17 protein-coding genes are annotated in these 15296 nt (G+C 66.8%); 10 read left to right on the forward strand and 7 right to left on the reverse strand.

The annotated features are described in order from the left end of the window. Nucleotides 1-62: 62 nt before the first annotated feature. The 4 genes from FHT08_RS07925 to FHT08_RS07940 all read left to right on the forward strand — a co-directional run bounded on the left by FHT08_RS07925 (nt 63) and on the right by FHT08_RS07940 (nt 3772). Nucleotides 63-833, forward strand: coding sequence for an enoyl-CoA hydratase/isomerase family protein (locus tag FHT08_RS07925; protein ID WP_166774806.1), 771 nt, complete (start codon nt 63-65; stop codon nt 831-833). A gap of 73 nt (nt 834-906) precedes the next feature. Further along, the gene (gene tesB / locus FHT08_RS07930; RefSeq protein ID WP_166774807.1) at nt 907-1821 is read left to right on the forward strand and encodes an acyl-CoA thioesterase II; all 915 of its coding nucleotides are present in this window, start codon (nt 907-909) and stop codon (nt 1819-1821) included. Between the two features lie 148 nt (nt 1822-1969). Continuing rightward, nucleotides 1970-2479: a pathogenicity-like protein gene (locus tag FHT08_RS07935; protein ID WP_104606814.1), complete on the forward strand. Its 510-nt coding sequence runs from the start codon at nt 1970-1972 to the stop codon at nt 2477-2479. A 99-nt stretch (nt 2480-2578) separates the two neighbouring features. After that, the gene (locus tag FHT08_RS07940) at nt 2579-3772 is read left to right on the forward strand and encodes a sigma-70 family RNA polymerase sigma factor (protein ID WP_166774808.1); all 1194 of its coding nucleotides are present in this window, start codon (nt 2579-2581) and stop codon (nt 3770-3772) included. A gap of 195 nt (nt 3773-3967) precedes the next feature. On the opposite strand, the gene FHT08_RS07945 is transcribed toward FHT08_RS07940, so the two are convergent. Further along, on the reverse strand, nt 3968-4564 hold the full coding sequence (locus FHT08_RS07945; protein WP_166774809.1) for an EF-hand domain-containing protein: 597 nt from the start codon (nt 4562-4564) through the stop codon (nt 3968-3970). 40 nt (nt 4565-4604) lie between these two features. Between FHT08_RS07945 and FHT08_RS07950 the strand changes: the two genes are divergently transcribed. Together FHT08_RS07950 and FHT08_RS07955 are read left to right on the forward strand one after the other, a co-directional pair. Further along, nucleotides 4605-5519 carry an arginyltransferase gene (locus tag FHT08_RS07950; protein WP_166775427.1) on the forward strand — a complete coding sequence of 305 codons (915 nt, stop codon included), beginning with the start codon at nt 4605-4607 and terminating at the stop codon, nt 5517-5519. A 52-nt stretch (nt 5520-5571) separates the two neighbouring features. Further along, nucleotides 5572-6801, forward strand: a complete 1230-nt coding sequence (locus FHT08_RS07955) for an endonuclease/exonuclease/phosphatase family protein (protein WP_243848990.1) — start codon at nt 5572-5574, stop codon at nt 6799-6801. Between the two features lie 93 nt (nt 6802-6894). On the opposite strand, the gene purT is transcribed toward FHT08_RS07955, so the two are convergent. Continuing rightward, nucleotides 6895-8094, reverse strand: coding sequence for a formate-dependent phosphoribosylglycinamide formyltransferase (gene purT, locus FHT08_RS07960; RefSeq protein WP_166774811.1), 1200 nt, complete (start codon nt 8092-8094; stop codon nt 6895-6897). A gap of 127 nt (nt 8095-8221) precedes the next feature. Here purT and FHT08_RS07965 point away from each other — a divergent pair, with 127 nt between their 5' ends. From FHT08_RS07965 to FHT08_RS07980, 4 genes are all read left to right on the forward strand, one after another. After that, the gene (locus FHT08_RS07965; protein WP_104538259.1) at nt 8222-9091 is read left to right on the forward strand and encodes an SPFH domain-containing protein; all 870 of its coding nucleotides are present in this window, start codon (nt 8222-8224) and stop codon (nt 9089-9091) included. Nucleotides 9092-9100: 9 nt separating this feature from the next. Continuing rightward, nucleotides 9101-9385, forward strand: coding sequence for a hypothetical protein (locus tag FHT08_RS07970; RefSeq protein ID WP_104538260.1), 285 nt, complete (start codon nt 9101-9103; stop codon nt 9383-9385). Beyond that, a complete protein-coding gene (locus FHT08_RS07975) occupies nt 9382-9561 on the forward strand; it encodes an Arc family DNA binding domain-containing protein (RefSeq protein WP_104538261.1) in 180 nt (59 codons plus the stop codon). Before FHT08_RS07970 ends, FHT08_RS07975 begins: the two co-directional genes overlap by 4 nt. A gap of 156 nt (nt 9562-9717) precedes the next feature. Further along, the gene (locus FHT08_RS07980) at nt 9718-10515 is read left to right on the forward strand and encodes a M15 family metallopeptidase (protein ID WP_166774812.1); all 798 of its coding nucleotides are present in this window, start codon (nt 9718-9720) and stop codon (nt 10513-10515) included. Nucleotides 10516-10552: 37 nt separating this feature from the next. Here FHT08_RS07980 and FHT08_RS07985 read toward each other — a convergent pair whose 3' ends face one another. The 5 genes from FHT08_RS07985 to FHT08_RS08005 form a co-directional block, all read right to left on the reverse strand. After that, nucleotides 10553-11227, reverse strand: a complete 675-nt coding sequence (locus FHT08_RS07985) for a DNA-3-methyladenine glycosylase (protein ID WP_166774813.1) — start codon at nt 11225-11227, stop codon at nt 10553-10555. A gap of 2 nt (nt 11228-11229) precedes the next feature. Next, nucleotides 11230-11601, reverse strand: a complete 372-nt coding sequence (locus tag FHT08_RS07990; protein ID WP_104538264.1) for a DUF423 domain-containing protein — start codon at nt 11599-11601, stop codon at nt 11230-11232. Between the two features lie 96 nt (nt 11602-11697). Next, complete coding sequence (locus FHT08_RS07995) at nt 11698-12879, reverse strand: SRPBCC family protein (protein WP_166774814.1); 1182 nt, start codon at nt 12877-12879, stop codon at nt 11698-11700. Between the two features lie 372 nt (nt 12880-13251). Continuing rightward, a complete protein-coding gene (locus FHT08_RS08000) occupies nt 13252-13893 on the reverse strand; it encodes a response regulator transcription factor (RefSeq protein WP_005990002.1) in 642 nt (213 codons plus the stop codon). After that, entirely contained in the window at nt 13893-15089 is a 1197-nt protein-coding gene (locus tag FHT08_RS08005; RefSeq protein ID WP_016901692.1) for a sensor histidine kinase, read from the reverse strand. Before FHT08_RS08005 ends, FHT08_RS08000 begins: the two co-directional genes overlap by 1 nt. Between the last annotated feature and the right edge of the window lie 207 nt (nt 15090-15296).

The following is a 15296-nucleotide window of genomic DNA, read 5'->3' on the forward strand; positions in this document are numbered from 1 at the left end:
TCCGCACATGCGCTGCCTGCTTCGACTGCCGTCTATCATGACCCGACCTCCAGGAGCCCCGAATGAGCATCCAGATCTTAGACCATGGCCGTCTTCGCGAAATCCGTCTGGCACGCCCGCCGGTCAATGCCCTGGACAGCGCGCTGTGCCAGGCCTTGAGCGTTGCGGTGCAGCAGGCCGGCGAGGAGACTGATGGCATCGTGCTGTCGGGCAGCGAGCGGATCTTTTCCGGTGGCATGGACGTGCCGCAGCTGCTCTCGCACGGCACCGACCGCGCCGCGTTGCTGGCCAGCTGGACAGCCTTCTTCGAGGCCGCGCAGGCGCTGGCCAACAGCCGCGTGCCGGTGGTCGCGGCCATCGGCGGGCATGCGCCGGCCGGTGGCTGCGTGCTGGCACTGTGCTGCGACTACCGGGTGATGGCGCGCAGCGCAGATACCGCAAAACCCTATGCGATCGGCTTGAACGAGGTGCAGGTGGGCCTGGCCGCGCCCGAAGGCATCCAGCGCCTGTTGCGCCGCGTGGTCGGGACGCACCGCGCCGAACGCCTGCTGATCTCCGGGCAGCTGCTGCCGGCCGAGCAGGCGGTCACGATCGGCCTGGTCGACGAGCTGGTCGATGGCGATCTGGTCACCGCGCGCGCGGTAGCCTGGCTACAGGACCTGCAGCAGGTGCCGCGCCAGCCGATGCTGGCCACGCGTGCGATTGCGCGCGCCGATCTGCGCGCGGCGCTGGCGCCCGAACTGATCCAGCTGGAACGCTTCATCGATGGCTGGTACGCGCCGGATGCGCAGGCCGCCCTGCATGGCCTGGTCGCGCGGCTGCAGAAGGCCTGACGCCGGCTCCCGGCACGGTGCACACGAGACGGCCCGCTATAATCGCGGTCCATCGCACGCCCAGGTCCGCCCCTTGTCCACCACTGCCGAACCCGTCGTCTCCGAACTGATCAGCCTGCTGTCGCTGGAGCGCCTGGAGGACAACCTGTTTCGCGGCCAGAGCCGCGATATCGGCACCAAGTACGTATTCGGCGGACAGGTGCTGGGCCAGGCGCTGGCCGCAGCGCAAGCCACCGTGGACAATGGCCGCCAGGCGCATTCCCTGCATGCCTACTTCCTGCGCGCCGGCAATATCGACCACCCGATCGTCTACGACGTCGACCGCACCCGCGATGGCGGCAGTTTTTCGGTGCGCCGGGTCACCGCAATCCAGCACGGCAAGGTGATCTTTTTCTGCGCGGCCTCGTTTCAGCAGCGCGAGGACGGCGCCGAACATCAGTCGGTGATGCCGGTGGTGCCGCCGCCCGAAGACATCGAACCCACCCCGCCGCTGGCAGCGGAGGTGCTGGAGACCCTGCCTGCCAAGGTGCAGCGCTGGCTGTCGCGTGGCGGTCCGTTCGAGTTTCGCCATGTACTCCCGCGCGACGAACTCAGGCCGCCCAAGCGCCCGCCGTTTCAGCAGATGTGGCTGCGCCTGAGCGACCCGGTTGGCGACGACGTCGGCCTGCACCAGGCCTTGCTGGCGTATGCCTCGGATTTTCAGCTGCTCGGCACCTCCACGTTTCCGCACGGGATCAGCTACTACACGCCAAACGTGCAGATGGCCTCGCTCGATCATGCGCTGTGGTTCCATCGCCCGTTCCGCACCGACGACTGGCTGCTGTACTCGCTCGACAGCCCCACCGCACAGGGTTCGCGCGGCCTGGCGCGCGGGCAGTTCTTCACCCGCGATGGCGTGCTGGTCGCCAGCACCACGCAGGAAGGCCTGATCCGCGTGGTGCCCGACGGCAGCGCGATCGCCGTGCCGGCAAACGACTCGCCATGTTGATTGCTGCACCGCATTCGCCGTGCGCAGGCATGCTGATTGCCGCCTGCACTTTCCGGCCTGGATCGACATCCTTGCCGCTCTTTTTTTTCAGCTCGAGCAAGCGCACTCACAGCGCGCCCTGCTCGGCAATCGCTGGCACCCCTTAAGCATGCGCAAGATCTTCAGCAGCCAACGTATCGAAACCGCAGAAGGCGTGGCCGATCTGCTGCGCAACGCCGGCATCGACGTGCGCATGAGCAACGGCCGCTCCTACGAGAGCAAGCGCAGCGGTCAGTTCAGCTATCTCGAACAGGGCAACGCCCAGGCCTACCCCACGGTGTGGATCGTGCATGCCGACGACCAGCCGCGCGCCCGCGACCTGCTGCGCGACGCACGCCTGCTCGACACCACCCGCCGCGACCTGCCGAATGTGGAGTACACCTTCCGCGACGGCGAAAACGGCTCGAGCACCAATGCGCGCAGCTGGGCCTGGCGCATCCGGCTGGTGCTGCTGCTGGTGATCGGCGCGGTCGCCATGTTCGTGGTGCTGCGCCATCGCAACGCCCCTGACCCGGCCACGCCAGTGGCACCGCCGACAGCGCAGCCAGCGCCCGCCACCACGGCACCGCCAGCCGCAGGGGACGAAGAAGTGCGTGTACGGATCCAGCCGGCGCGCTGAGCGCGGTCACCGCGCGGTGCGCCAGGCGCCATCGCCATCACGTCGGTCACATCCGGTGCTCGCCTGCGTCATGCTGGTACCAGGACATGGATTGCGCCGATGCACACCGACACGCTGGACCTGATGTTGCAACGCGAACTGCCGGTCGCCGCCGCCGGCTGCCAGCAGGCCTACGGCCGCATCGTGCGTGCGTGCCAGAACACGGTGACCGCCATCGCACTGGCGATCACGCGTGATATCGCTGCCAGCGAAGACATCGCCCAGGAAGCCTTCCTGCGCGCCTGGCAGCGGCTGGCACAGTTGCATCAGCCGGCCAGCTTCCTGCCGTGGTTGCGGCAGATCACCCGCAACCTGGCGCGTGATTGGCTGCGCGCCAACCGGCGTCGCGCCCTCAGCGGCGAAGCGGCGGACCTGGCGATCGCGATGGCCGCCGACCCGGCCCCCTCGCCCGCCGACCAGTTGCTGCAGGTGGAAGAAGAGATCGCCGCGCTCGACATCATTTCTGCACTGCCCGAGGAAAGCCGCGAGACGCTGCTGCTGTTTTATCGCGAAGGCCAGAGTTCGCAACAGGTCGCCTCGCTGCTCGGACTGAGCGATGCGGCCGTGCGCAAACGCCTGTCGCGGGCACGTGCCAGCGTGCGCGGCGAGCTGCTGCGCCGGTTCGGCGAGTTCGCCCGTGGCAGTGCGCCCAGCGTGGCCTTTGCCACTGCGGTGACCTCGGCAACCCTGCTGGCCGCGCCGGGGACGGCAAGCGCGGCCATCGTGCTGACGGGCATGGGGGGCGCAGGCAAATTAGGCGTGAGCGGACTGACAGGCTCGGCATTGAGCGGAGGTGGCGCCGCCGGTGCGCTAAGCCTCTGGCTCGGCATGCCGTCGCTGTTCGCCGCTGGCGCCGTGCTGGTTGCCGGAGTCGGCACGTACTGGTCGTGCTGGTATCTGCTGCGCTTTGCGCAGACCGCCGCCGAAGCAGCGGCGATTCGTCGTTTCCTGCACATCACCACGCTGATGTCGGTGCTGGTGGTGGGCAGCACGCTGCTGCTCAAACGCCTGGATGCGGGCGCATGGGCGTCGCTGCTACTGCTGTGCGCAGGCATGGCGGTGCTCAACTATCAAACCATCCGGGTGCTGCCACGGGTCATGCGCCCGATGCTGGAACGCGATGCGCAACGACGCGGCACCACGCGGGCACCGCTACTGTATCGCTGCATGTTCAGCCCGGGCGCGATGCTGGTGAGCACGGCGGCGGTCATGCTGCCCATCGTGCGGCACTACATGAAGCTGGGGATGCTCTGATCCCGGCGTGGCGCCATCGCCGCACGCACCAGGTGCGACCATTCCGGTCAATAAAAAACGGCCTCCTGCTTGCGCGGGAGGCCGCTGGTCGAATCGGCGCCTTGTTGCGTGCTGCTGATTACATGCTGCAGATGCCGCAGGTGCTGCCCCGGTCGCAGCATTGCGACCGGGTAACGCTGTAGCGACTGGACGAACTCAGTTGCCCGCGGCCGGCTTGGCCGGCATCGGACGCTTGCCGTGATCGCCACGCTCGCCACGTTCATCAGGACCACGCGGGCCATGCTCGCCACGCTGCTTGGATGCGGCATCGAACTCGGCCTTGCTCAGTTTGCCGTCCTTGTCGGTATCGGCCTTGGCAAACCACGCGTCGCGATGCTGCTGCATGCGCAACTCACGGTCGGCGCGATCGACAACGCCGTCCTTGTTGATGTCCATCTCATCGAAGCGCGCGGCAAACTTGGGGTCGGCCTTGGCTTCTTCGCGGCTGATGCGGCCGTCCTTGTTGGTGTCGAGCTTGCTCAGCCAGTCGCCGCGTTCACCGCGACCCGGGCCGCGATGATGCGGGCGCTCATCGCGCGAGAGCTTGCCGTCCTTGTTGGTGTCCAGCGTGTCGAACTGTGCGGCCAGCTCGGGGTCGGCAGCGGCCTCGCTGCGATCGATCACGCCATCGCCGTTCTTGTCTAGCTTGGCAGGACGCGGCGCATCGCCGGCGGCAGGCGGAGCGGCGAACACCGCGCCGGTGGACAGGGCAGCCAGCACGGCCAGTGCGAGAAACGGTTTGCGAAACGTCATGAGAAACTCCTGGGATGTGGGAACCACACGCGGCACCTGCATGGGCCGCATCGCGTGGGTGGCGCATCCGGATCCACCGTGCGCTGCCACCAACACCCACATCAACGAGCCAGCGGCACGCGCGTTGACGTGCCAACCGGGCGTATTCATCCGGCGGACAGTCGCCGCTGTTGCGACGCGCAGGCGCTATCCTGACGCCATGGCCATCCACGCCGACACCCATGACGACCTGCGCCTGTTCCAGACCGGCGAGCATGCCTGTGGCTACTGGTCCGACCGCCGCGCGCGCGACCTGGTGCTGGATCCACACGATCCGCGTCTGGGCGCGATCTATCCGCAGGCATTGGCATGGGGATTCCGTCGCTCCGGCGATCTGGTCTACCGGCCGCATTGCGAACGTTGCCGCGCCTGCGTGCCAGTGCGCATTGCGGTGGATGCGTTCCGGCCCGATCGCAGCCAGCGGCGTTGCCTGGCGCGCAACCAGGACCTGGTGGTACGCGTGGTCGCCGCCGAACGCACCGACGAACAACTCGCGTTGTACCGGCAGTACCTCAAGCGCCGCCATCCCGGCGGCGGCATGGACGAACATGGCGCTACCGAATTCGACCAGTTCCTGATCGGTGGCTGGTCACATGGACGCTTTCTGGAAATCCGCGAACCCGCAGTGGCCCACGCGCCGGGGCGACTGCTCGCCGTTGCGGTCACCGATGTCACCGAGCATGCATTGTCGGCGGTCTATACGTTCTACGCAGCGGATGCCACTGCGCGCAGCCTGGGCACGTTTGCGATCCTGCAGCAGATCCAGTGGGCGCAACGCGAGCGCCGCGCGCATGTATATCTGGGCTACTGGATCGACGGCCATGCCAAGATGAATTACAAGCGCCGCTTCAGCGCGCTGGAGGCTTACGACGGCCGCCAATGGCGTGCGCTCCCCGCCCCCGCACCGGAAGGTTGAACCCCGCCGGGACGACATCGGCCTGTCGTCTTGCACATGCGAGAATGTCGCGATGATCAGACCTCTTTTACTGCTTGCGCTGACCGCGCTCTGCGCCGCCTGCGCACATCACGCGACCTCCCCGGAGACGAGCTCAAAGGCGACTGCCACGTCCGCGCCAACCCAGCTACGCATCGCGACCTACAACACCTCCCTGTATTCCGACCAGGCCGGCGGCCTGGTGCGCGAACTGCAGGGCGACAGCGCGCATGCGCGCAAGATCGCCGCGGTGCTGCAGCGGGTGCGTCCGGATCTGGTGCTGCTCAACGAGTTCGACTTCGACCCCGAGCACCGCGCCGCCGATCTGTTCCAGCAGCGCTATCTGCAGGTCGCCCAGCCGGGCGGCGGCGAAGCGTTGCGCTATCCGTATCGCTATCTGGCCCCGGTCAATACCGGCGTGCCCAGCGGCCTGGATCTGGACAACAACGGCAGCATCGGTGGCGATGGCCGCACCCGCGGCAACGATGCCTGGGGCTACGGATTGCATCCCGGCCAGTACGGCATGCTGGTGCTGTCGCGCTACCCGATCGACGCACAGGCGGTGCGCAGTTTCCAGTTGCTGAAATGGAGCGCGCTGCCGGGCGCGCTGCGCCCGACCGACCCGTCCAGCACACAATCGTTCTATAGCGACGCGATTTGGGCGCAGCTGCGGCTGTCGTCCAAATCGCACTGGGACGTGCCGGTGCGCACGCCGCTGGGCGTGGTGCACGCGCTGGTGTCGCACCCCACCCCGCCGGTGTTCGATGGCGCCGAGAAGCGCAACGTCGCCCGCAACCACGACGAGCTGCGGCTATGGCGCGAGTATCTGGACAACCCCACAGATGCCAGCTGGCTGTGCGACGACCAGGGCCGCTGCGGCGGGCTGCCCGCCGATGCGCGCTTCGTCATTCTCGGCGACCTCAATAACGACCCGGTCGACGGCGCCGGCCGGCACGATGCGATCCGCGCCTTGATCACGCACCCGCGGGTGCTGCAGTACCCCACACCGCACAGCGCAGGCGGCCCGGAAAAAACCGCCGAGTACGCCGCGCAAGGCATTGCCCATACGGGCGACCCGCACCAGGTCACCGGCGATTTCGGGCCGCAGGCAGGCACGATGCGGCTGGACTACGTGCTGCCCTCGCGCCAGTTCACCTTGATCGGCAGCGGCATTTTCTGGCCCGCCAGCACCGCGCCGGAAGCGGCGATCGCCGACGGCAGCGACCATCATGCGGTCTGGGTGGATGTGGCTGGGGAGCGGTGATTCGGGATTGGGGATTTGAAGCGTCGGGTGGTTGCTTGTGTCATGGCGCGATTGCGGCTGGTCGCCGCAACCGCGCCACGACGAGCGCAGCGCTCAGTCCAGCTGGATCTGCAATGCTTGAGCGGCTACACGCGCCTTCGCGCGCGCGGCGTCGATGCTGTACGCGCGCGCCAGCGTGACGCCGACGCGGCGGTGACCGTCCACGCGCGGCTTGCCGAACAGACGCAATGCGGTGTCCGAGTCGCGCAGGGCCTGCGCGACATTGTCGAAGACCGGCACGCCATGGCCGTGCGCGAGCAACGCGCACGACGCCGACGGGCCGCTCTGACGGATCACGCCGCCGTTTTCCGCACCGACCGGCAGGCCGAGAATCGCGCGCGCGTGCAGGGCGAATTCGCTCAGGTCCTGCGACACCAGCGTGACCAGGCCGGTGTCGTGCGGGCGCGGCGAGACCTCGCTGAACCACACCTCGTCGCCCTTGACGAACAACTCCACCCCGAACAGGCCCAGACCGCCCAGGTCGTCGGTGATGGCCTGCGCAATCTGCTGCGAGCGCTGCAAGGCCGCCGCTGACATCGGCTGCGGCTGCCAGCTCTCGCGGTAGTCGCCGTCTTTCTGCCAATGCCCGATCGGGTCGCAGAACGACGTGCCACCGGCATGCCGCACGGTCAACAAGGTGATCTCGTAATCGAAGTCGATGAAGCCCTCGACGATGCAGCGGCCGGCACCGGCACGTCCGCCGGTCTGCGCGTACTCCCAGGCCGCATCGATGTCCGCTTCGCTGCGCAAGGTGCTCTGGCCTTTGCCCGAGGACGACATCACCGGCTTGACCACGCACGGCAGGCCGACCGCGGCGATCGCCTCGCGATAGTCGGCAGCCGTGTCGACGAAGCGGTACGGCGAGGTCGGCAAGCCAAGCGTTTCGGCAGCCAGGCGACGGATGCCTTCGCGGTCCATGGTCAGCCGTGCGGCGCGCGCGGTCGGGATGACCCGCTGGCCCTGCTCGCGCTCCAGCGCGACCAACGTTTCGGTATGGATCGCCTCGATCTCCGGCACGATCAGATGCGGCTGCTCCCGGGCGATCAGCGCGCGCAGCGCCTGGGGATCAAGCATGTCCAGCACGTGCGAACGGTGCGCGACCTGCATCGCCGGCGCGTTGGCGTAGCGATCGGCGGCGATCACTTCCACCCCGAAGCGCTGCAATTCGATCGCCACTTCCTTGCCCAGCTCGCCCGAGCCCAGCAACAACACGCGGGTGGCGGAAGGCGACAACGGCGTGCCGAGAGTAGTCATGAGCGCGGTCCAGATCGGGAGGGGGCCGCCATTCTAACGGGCCGTCACCATGGCCGCCGGCTGCACGACTTGCATTAACTGATATCACTTTGATATCTTTTTTCCACTCCCCAAGGACACCCACCTCATGAAAGAGAAGCCGATCAGCTCACTGCCGGGCATCCCGGTCATCCTCGCCACCGGCGCGGCGTTCGCGGGCGCTGCCTTGTTCGTTCTCACGACCATGGCGGCCAGCAGCCCGACTGCAGCCGGGTTCCTGATTGCGCTGTTGGTGGTGGCGGCGGGCATCTTCATGCTGGCCGGCCTGTACACGCTGGAGCCGAACCAGGCGGCGGTGCTGAGCCTGTTCGGCAAGTACGTCGGCACGGTCAAGGACCCGGGCCTGCGCTGGAACAGCCCCTTCTATGCCAAGCGCCGGGTCAGCCAGCGCGTGCGCAACTTCGAAAGCGGCCGGCTCAAGGTCAACGAACTGGACGGCAGCCCGATCGAGATCGCCGCGGTCATCGTGTGGCAGGTGCTCGACGCCTCCGAGGCGGTCTACAACGTCGACGATTACGAAAGCTTCGTGCATATCCAGTCCGAAGCGGCGCTGCGCGCGATGGCCACCAGCTACCCGTACGACCAGCACGAAGACGATCAGATCTCGCTGCGCAGCCATCCGGCCGAAATCAGCGAACAACTCAAGCGCCATCTGGACGAGCGCCTGACCCAGGCCGGCGTGGACGTGATCGAAGCGCGCATCAGCCACCTCGCCTACGCACCGGAAATCGCCCAGGCCATGCTGCAGCGTCAGCAGGCCAATGCGGTGATCGCCGCACGCACGCGCATCGTCGCCGGCGCGGTGGGCATGGTCGAAATGGCGCTGGCCGAACTGCAGAAAAACGGCGTCGTGCAGCTGGACGAAGAGCGCAAGGCGCACATGGTCAGCAACCTGCTCACCGTATTGTGTTCTGACCGCGGTACCCAACCGGTGGTCAACGCCGGCTCGCTGTATTGAGGTGATGCAATGAATGTCATGGTGCCGTTGGTCGTCGCGCTTTCCGGCTTGCCTGCATTGGCAATCGCCGCCTCCATCGGTGCGGACGACGACGACCGCGCGCGCGGCCTGGGGCTGCGCTGGGCCTTGATCAGCCTGGTCATCCTGATCGGTGCCGCCTGCCTGTACTGGGCCGGCGACAACCGCGCCGGCATCTACGCGGTGGTGATCGGCATGCTCGTCGGCGTGAATGTCTTGATCGTCTCGATGGTGATGCACCTGCGCCGCCACAGCGGCCGCCGGGAGCGCGAGTGAGCGAGAAGAAGGCCTATCCGCTGCGCATCAACGCCGACGTGCTGGCCGCCGCGCAGCGCTGGGCCGACGACGACCTGCGCAGCCTCAACGCGCAGATCGAATACGTGCTGCGCGATGCGCTACGCAAGGCCGGGCGCCTGCCGAAGCCGCAGGGCGACAAGGACGCCGGTGCTTGAACAAAGCACAGGCGTGATTGGTTGAGAGGAAAGCGACTGTGCCCGTTCGTATGCATCCGCCCACCGCTGCTCAACGGAGCATCTCTATCGGCGCACGCCAGCATTCGCGCCGCTCCGGACTGGCAGCCCTCACGTAGCACCCGCTAAGCTGCGGCGATGCGCAACTCCCCACGCTTTCTGCTCAACACCTCCGACATCGAACTGTGGCCGGCAGGCATGCTGCGTGCGCGCGGCAATGCGGATGCACGCGTGCTGGCGCAGGCCGACTGGGTGCTACGGCGCAAGCGCGACGGGCGCTATTTGGCCGCGCATCTGCCGCAGGGCGTGATGCCGTTGATCCCGCGACTGGCACCCGAGCCGGGGCTGGACGAGGCACTGGCGCTGCTGGAGCTGCCTGGCGGGCGTGCATCGGCCCGTGCGAACACGCTGCTGCCGGTCAGCGGCGTGCGCCAGCGGCTGGCGCAGCTGGAAATCGACGTGGAGGCGTATCCACTGCAGACCGGGCTGAGCCTGGTAGCCGAACCTGCAGCCCTGCACTTTGCCGGACGCGATCGCTTCGCACGGCCGCTGTGGCTCAGCGCCGGCGCAAGCCGTGCATGGCGACAGATGCAGGCCGACGCTGCAGGCGCTGGCGTACTGCTGGATGCGCTGTCCGGGTATCGCAGCCACGATTACCAACTGGCGATCTTCGAACGCAAGCTGGCGCGCGGCCTGACGGTGCCGCAGATCCTGGCAGTCAACACCGCACCCGGCTTCAGCGAGCACCACAGCGGCGATGCGTTGGATATCGGCATGCCCGGCGAGCCGCCGGTGGAAGAATCCTTCGAAACCACGCCCGCCTTCGCGTGGCTGCGCGACAACGCGGATCGGTTTGGCTACCGGCTGAGTTATCCGCGCGACAATCCCTACGGCATCATCTACGAGCCCTGGCACTGGCGGTGGTCGGCGGCGTAATGCGCGCGACAAGCCGCGCGCGCCGCAATGCAAAGACCTACTCCTGCGAGCGCGGTGTCGGCACCTTGGTTGCCACGCTGAAGTCGGCGATCTTCCACAGATAGAACGCGGCGTAGCTGCGGTACGGGCCCCAGCGTTCGCCACGGATGGCCAGCTCCTTCGGCATGGGCATTTGCTCCTGCCTGTCCACGCGCTGGGCGCCCTTGCGCACGCCCAGGTCATCGATAGGCAGCAGATCCGGGCGACCCAGGCGAAACATCAGCATCATCTCCACCGTCCAACGGCCGATGCCGCGCACCGGGATCAGTGCCTGCACAATCGCTTCTTCGTCCATGAAGGCGAGCTTGCGCAGGGAGGGAATCTCGCCTTCCAGTTCGCGCCGCGCCAGATCACGCAATGCCAGCGCCTTGTTGCCGGACACGCCACAGGCACGCAGTGCTGCGTCATCGATGCGACCGAGCGTGTCTGCATGCAGACGCGACGCACCGATGGCCACTTCCACTCGCGCCACGATCGTCGATGCGGCCTTGCCGCTGAGTTGCTGAAACAGGATCGCGCGCGCCAACGCATCCACCGGATCGAACGGCTTGCGCCAACCCGGCTGCGCGGCGATCGGGCCGATGCGCTTCATCCACGCACCCAGCGCGCGATCGCGCCGGGTCAGGTGCGCAAAGGCGGCCTCCACATCGAATCCACGAACATGGCGCGGCATGCTCAGCGCCTCAACGCGCCGATCGCCAGCACCACCCAGCCCAGCATCAGGCTGACGCCGCCGATCGGTGCCAGACTGGTGGGCCAGTGCAGCAGCGCGCCGCCGACCAGGCTGCCGGCAAACAGCAGCGTGCCGAGCAACAGCAGATACAGGCCGACCCGGCCGAGCGCGCGCGTTTCGGTAGCACCTAGCGCCGTCAGCACAGCGCCATGGCCGAAGGCATACAGCGCTGCCAGTTGCAGCCGCGATTGCACCAGCGCATCGGCCACCCCGTGTGAGGCATAGGCCGACAGGCCCACCGCGATGGCGGCCAGCAAGGCGCCGCAAAACGCCAGCAGCGAGGGATGTTTCTTGCGACGTTCGAGCACAGACATGAGGGGCGGCTCCGTTGCAGCGCCGTGGCGCAAAAAAAAACGCGCCGCAGGGCTGCGGCGCGTTTTCGTCTGGATCAGATCATCGTGGTACGACGATTACTTGATGGCCCAGTAGACGTCGTAGGTACCGTCCTGCGTAAACGACTTGTCCACGCCGCCTTTCCACGACTCGTACGGACGCTCGGTCACGTCGCTGCCATTGGTGGCAGCCCAGGCACGCAGGGAGCTACGCACTGCGTCCAGGCCGGCCATGTGGCCTGCATAGGTCGCAAACGCGGAACGGTGGGCCTTGGTGCGCTCGTACTTGACCGGTGCTTCCGACGGGATGTTGACCTTCAACTCCTCGCCCACCGCAGCAACCGGGGTTGCATCCACAGGTGCGGCAGCCGCGGCGTCATCCTTCTTGGCATTCGCCTTGGCGGTGTCGGCCTTCGGGTCGGTCTTCGGCGCGCCACCAGCACGCTTGCGGACCGGCTGCACCACGTCGAACGCGTACTTGTCGGTGGCAAAGTCGGTGGTCACGATGCGGACCGGACCAGCAGCCTCCAGGCCGTTGGCGTCCATCACGCGCTTGATCCACTCCTGGTTGTCCTTGATCGACTTCTTGATCGTCTCGTTGTCACGATCGATGTTGCCCGCGGTGACGACCAGCAGGTCCTCGGCCGGCACATCGACGAGCTTGAGGTCGCTCAACACCGGCTTGCCGTCGAGCTGGGCGCGGTAGTCGAAATTCGGCACGGTGGCCAGTGCGGTCGCCAGACGCGACAGACCCAGCTTCAAATCGTCGCCCACGTGGCGGCTGACATACAGACCGGCATAACGACCGAACAGGTTCCAGCCGTACTTGACGCTGTAGTCCTGGGTGATCTTGACGTTCTTGTTGTTCTTGCCAGTCGGCGCAAGGGTGAAGTTGGTGACTTTGTCGTAGCCCTTGGTGGGATCGTCGACCGAAATCTCAACACGCTCGTTCTTGACGCTGTTGGTGATCTCCCAGCTGCCGTCGCCGATGTAGCCTTCGGTGGAGCTGTATTCGACGCGTGCACCCTTGCCCTCATCGGGGCTGACCAGCTTCAGCTGGATCTTCGGGTCACGCAGCACAAGCGGGTTCCAATCCTTGAAACGACGGAAGCTGTTCACGGTGTCGTAAACAATCGTCATCCTGCGGTTGGTCTCAACACTCTCGGACATCTGCCGCTCCGAGGGCAACACCAAGCCCACCACGACAAACAAGCCAGCCACGATCCCCAAGGCGATCAGGAACTCGATAATACGGGTCATTCAGGAGGTCTCCGGGGCCGATCCCACGGCCGGGTTGGGTGAAGCGAAGCCGCCATCCTAGCAGGCTTCGAGAAAGATGTTCAGTTGTGCGACGGGTAGCGCGGTCTTGCGGTGTCATCCACCGCGCAACCGCGCAGTCCATGACTGCGCGATCCCAACCTGCACAAGGGTTTGGGTAGATTGCGCGCAGCTATCATGCACATCGCGCGATGCCTGTGTGTGATGCGATTGCTGCCGGCACCATTTTCGGCCCCGGGCCGCGCGCCTGATCAGGTCGGAACCGACCAGACCACCCCGCCGCGCGCTTTGGCACACGCGCGGCGTAGCGGACGCAGCGCCGCGCGCCGGACGCTGCGCCACCTGCGCGGCCGATCAGACCAATTGCAGCTCGAAGGCCTTCAGCACTGCACGGGTACGGTCGCGCACGCCGAGCTTGGACAGGATGTTGGAGACGTGATTCTTGATGGTGCCCTCGGCCACGCCCAGCGAGTTGGCGATCTCCTTGTTGGAGAAGCCGCTGGCCATCAGCCGCAGGATCTCGGTCTCGCGGTCGGTCAGCGGATCGGGCCGGTCCAGGCTGACGAACTCGTTGCGCATGTGCTCCAGGCCCGACAGCAGGCGCTGGGTCACCGCCGGCTGCACCAGCGAGCCGCCGTCGGCCACGGTGCGGATCGCGCCGACCAGTTGTTCCAGCGAGACATCCTTGAGCAGGTAGCCCTTGGCGCCGGCCTTCAGCCCGGCCAGCACCAGCTGGTCGTCGTCGAAGGTGGTCAGGATGATGGTCGGCGGCAGCGTGCCGTTGCGCGAGAGCATCTGCAGCGCCTCCAGGCCGGACATCACCGGCATGCGCATGTCCATCAGCACCACGTCGGGCTGGATCTGCGGGATCTGCTCGACCGCCTGCTTGCCGTCCGAGGCCTCGGCCACCACCTCGATGCCGTTGTCGAGCGCCAGCAGCGAGCGGATGCCCTGGCGTACCAGGGTTTGGTCGTCGACCAGGCACACACGGATCATCAGAACACTCCTTGGGTCACGGCCGCAGGCATCAGTGCCGGCGCGCCTGGAACGGAGATGCGCAGGCCGAAGCCGTCACCCCGCCGGGTTTGAATCTCGAGCTGGCCACCATACTGGTTCAGCCGCTCGCGCATGCCGCGCAGCCCGTTGCCGGGCGCCACCGTGTCGGCGCCATGGCCATCGTCGCGCGCGTCGATCAACACGGTATCGGCATCGCGCCGCACCTGGATCCACAGGTTGCGCGCACCGGCATGGCGCACCGCATTGGTGATGATTTCCTGGGTACAGCGCAGCAGCACATGGGCGCGCTCGGGGTCGTCCAGGGTCAGCGGCTGGGCAATGTCCAGATGGATGTCCAGCGATGGCACCTGGGTCACCAGCGGGCGCAGGGCCGCTTCCAGGTCGATCGCGCCGCTGTCGCGCAGGTGGCTGACCGCTTCGCGCACGTCGGTGAGCAGCAGCTTGGCCAGGGTGTGCGCCTGGCGTACGTGTTCCTGGGCCTGGCCGTCGGTGATGTGGCCGGCCACTTCCAGGTTCAGGCTCAGCGCGGTGAGGTGGTGGCCGAGCAGGTCGTGCAACTCGCGCGAGATGCGGGTGCGCTCGTTGACGCGGGCACTTTCAGCCAGCAGCGCGCGGGTGGCGCGCAACTCGGCATTGAGCCGGCGCTGTTCTTCGCGGGCATCGGTCTGCTGGCGCGCGACCAGGCTGGTCACGAAGATGAACATCGAGAAGCCGCCATACAATAACGACTGCATCAGCGCGGCGAACAGGGTGAAGTCCGGGCGCAGGTAATAGAACACCGGCAGCACCGCCAGCTGGCTGAGCACCAGCCAGGCCACGCCGATCCGTAGCGGCAGCAGCCAGGGAATCACCCCGGCCGCCACCATCATCAGGATGCTGCCCAGCCCGGTCCCGCTCAGATAGCTGACCGCCAGCGCGAAGATGGTCAGCAGCAGCAGGATCAGCCGGTCGTACCAATGCGCATGGCCGCCGCTGCTCAGGCCGCGGGTCAGCCAGAAGTAGCTGGCGCCGAAGCCGACGAAGAACGCCGACATCAGCAGGCCTTCGGCCACGCTGCGGTGGTCGCCCTCCTCGGCTGCCGGCCAGTAGGTGTACACCAACGGCATGGCGATCATCGCCCAGGTGAACAGGCCGGCGAAGCGCAGGACGCGCGTATGACTGAGGTATCCCAACATGCAGGCATCTTAGGCGTTACCCGGGCGGCTGCCCTCTTGCCGGAAGTCATGCATGTCCCTGCACGGACCGGCCGCCTTGGCAGCGACACCTTGCAGCCTGGGCGTGGCGCGGCCGGCCCTTCAGTGCACACGTATTGGCGGGCAGCACATGGCGGGTCGCCGCGTCGGGCCACGCATGCAATAATCCGACGCAGATCCGATTTCGGG

The sequence above is a fragment of the Xanthomonas sp. CFBP 8151 genome, from assembly GCF_011761885.1.
Taxonomy (GTDB): domain Bacteria; phylum Pseudomonadota; class Gammaproteobacteria; order Xanthomonadales; family Xanthomonadaceae; genus Xanthomonas; species Xanthomonas arboricola_B.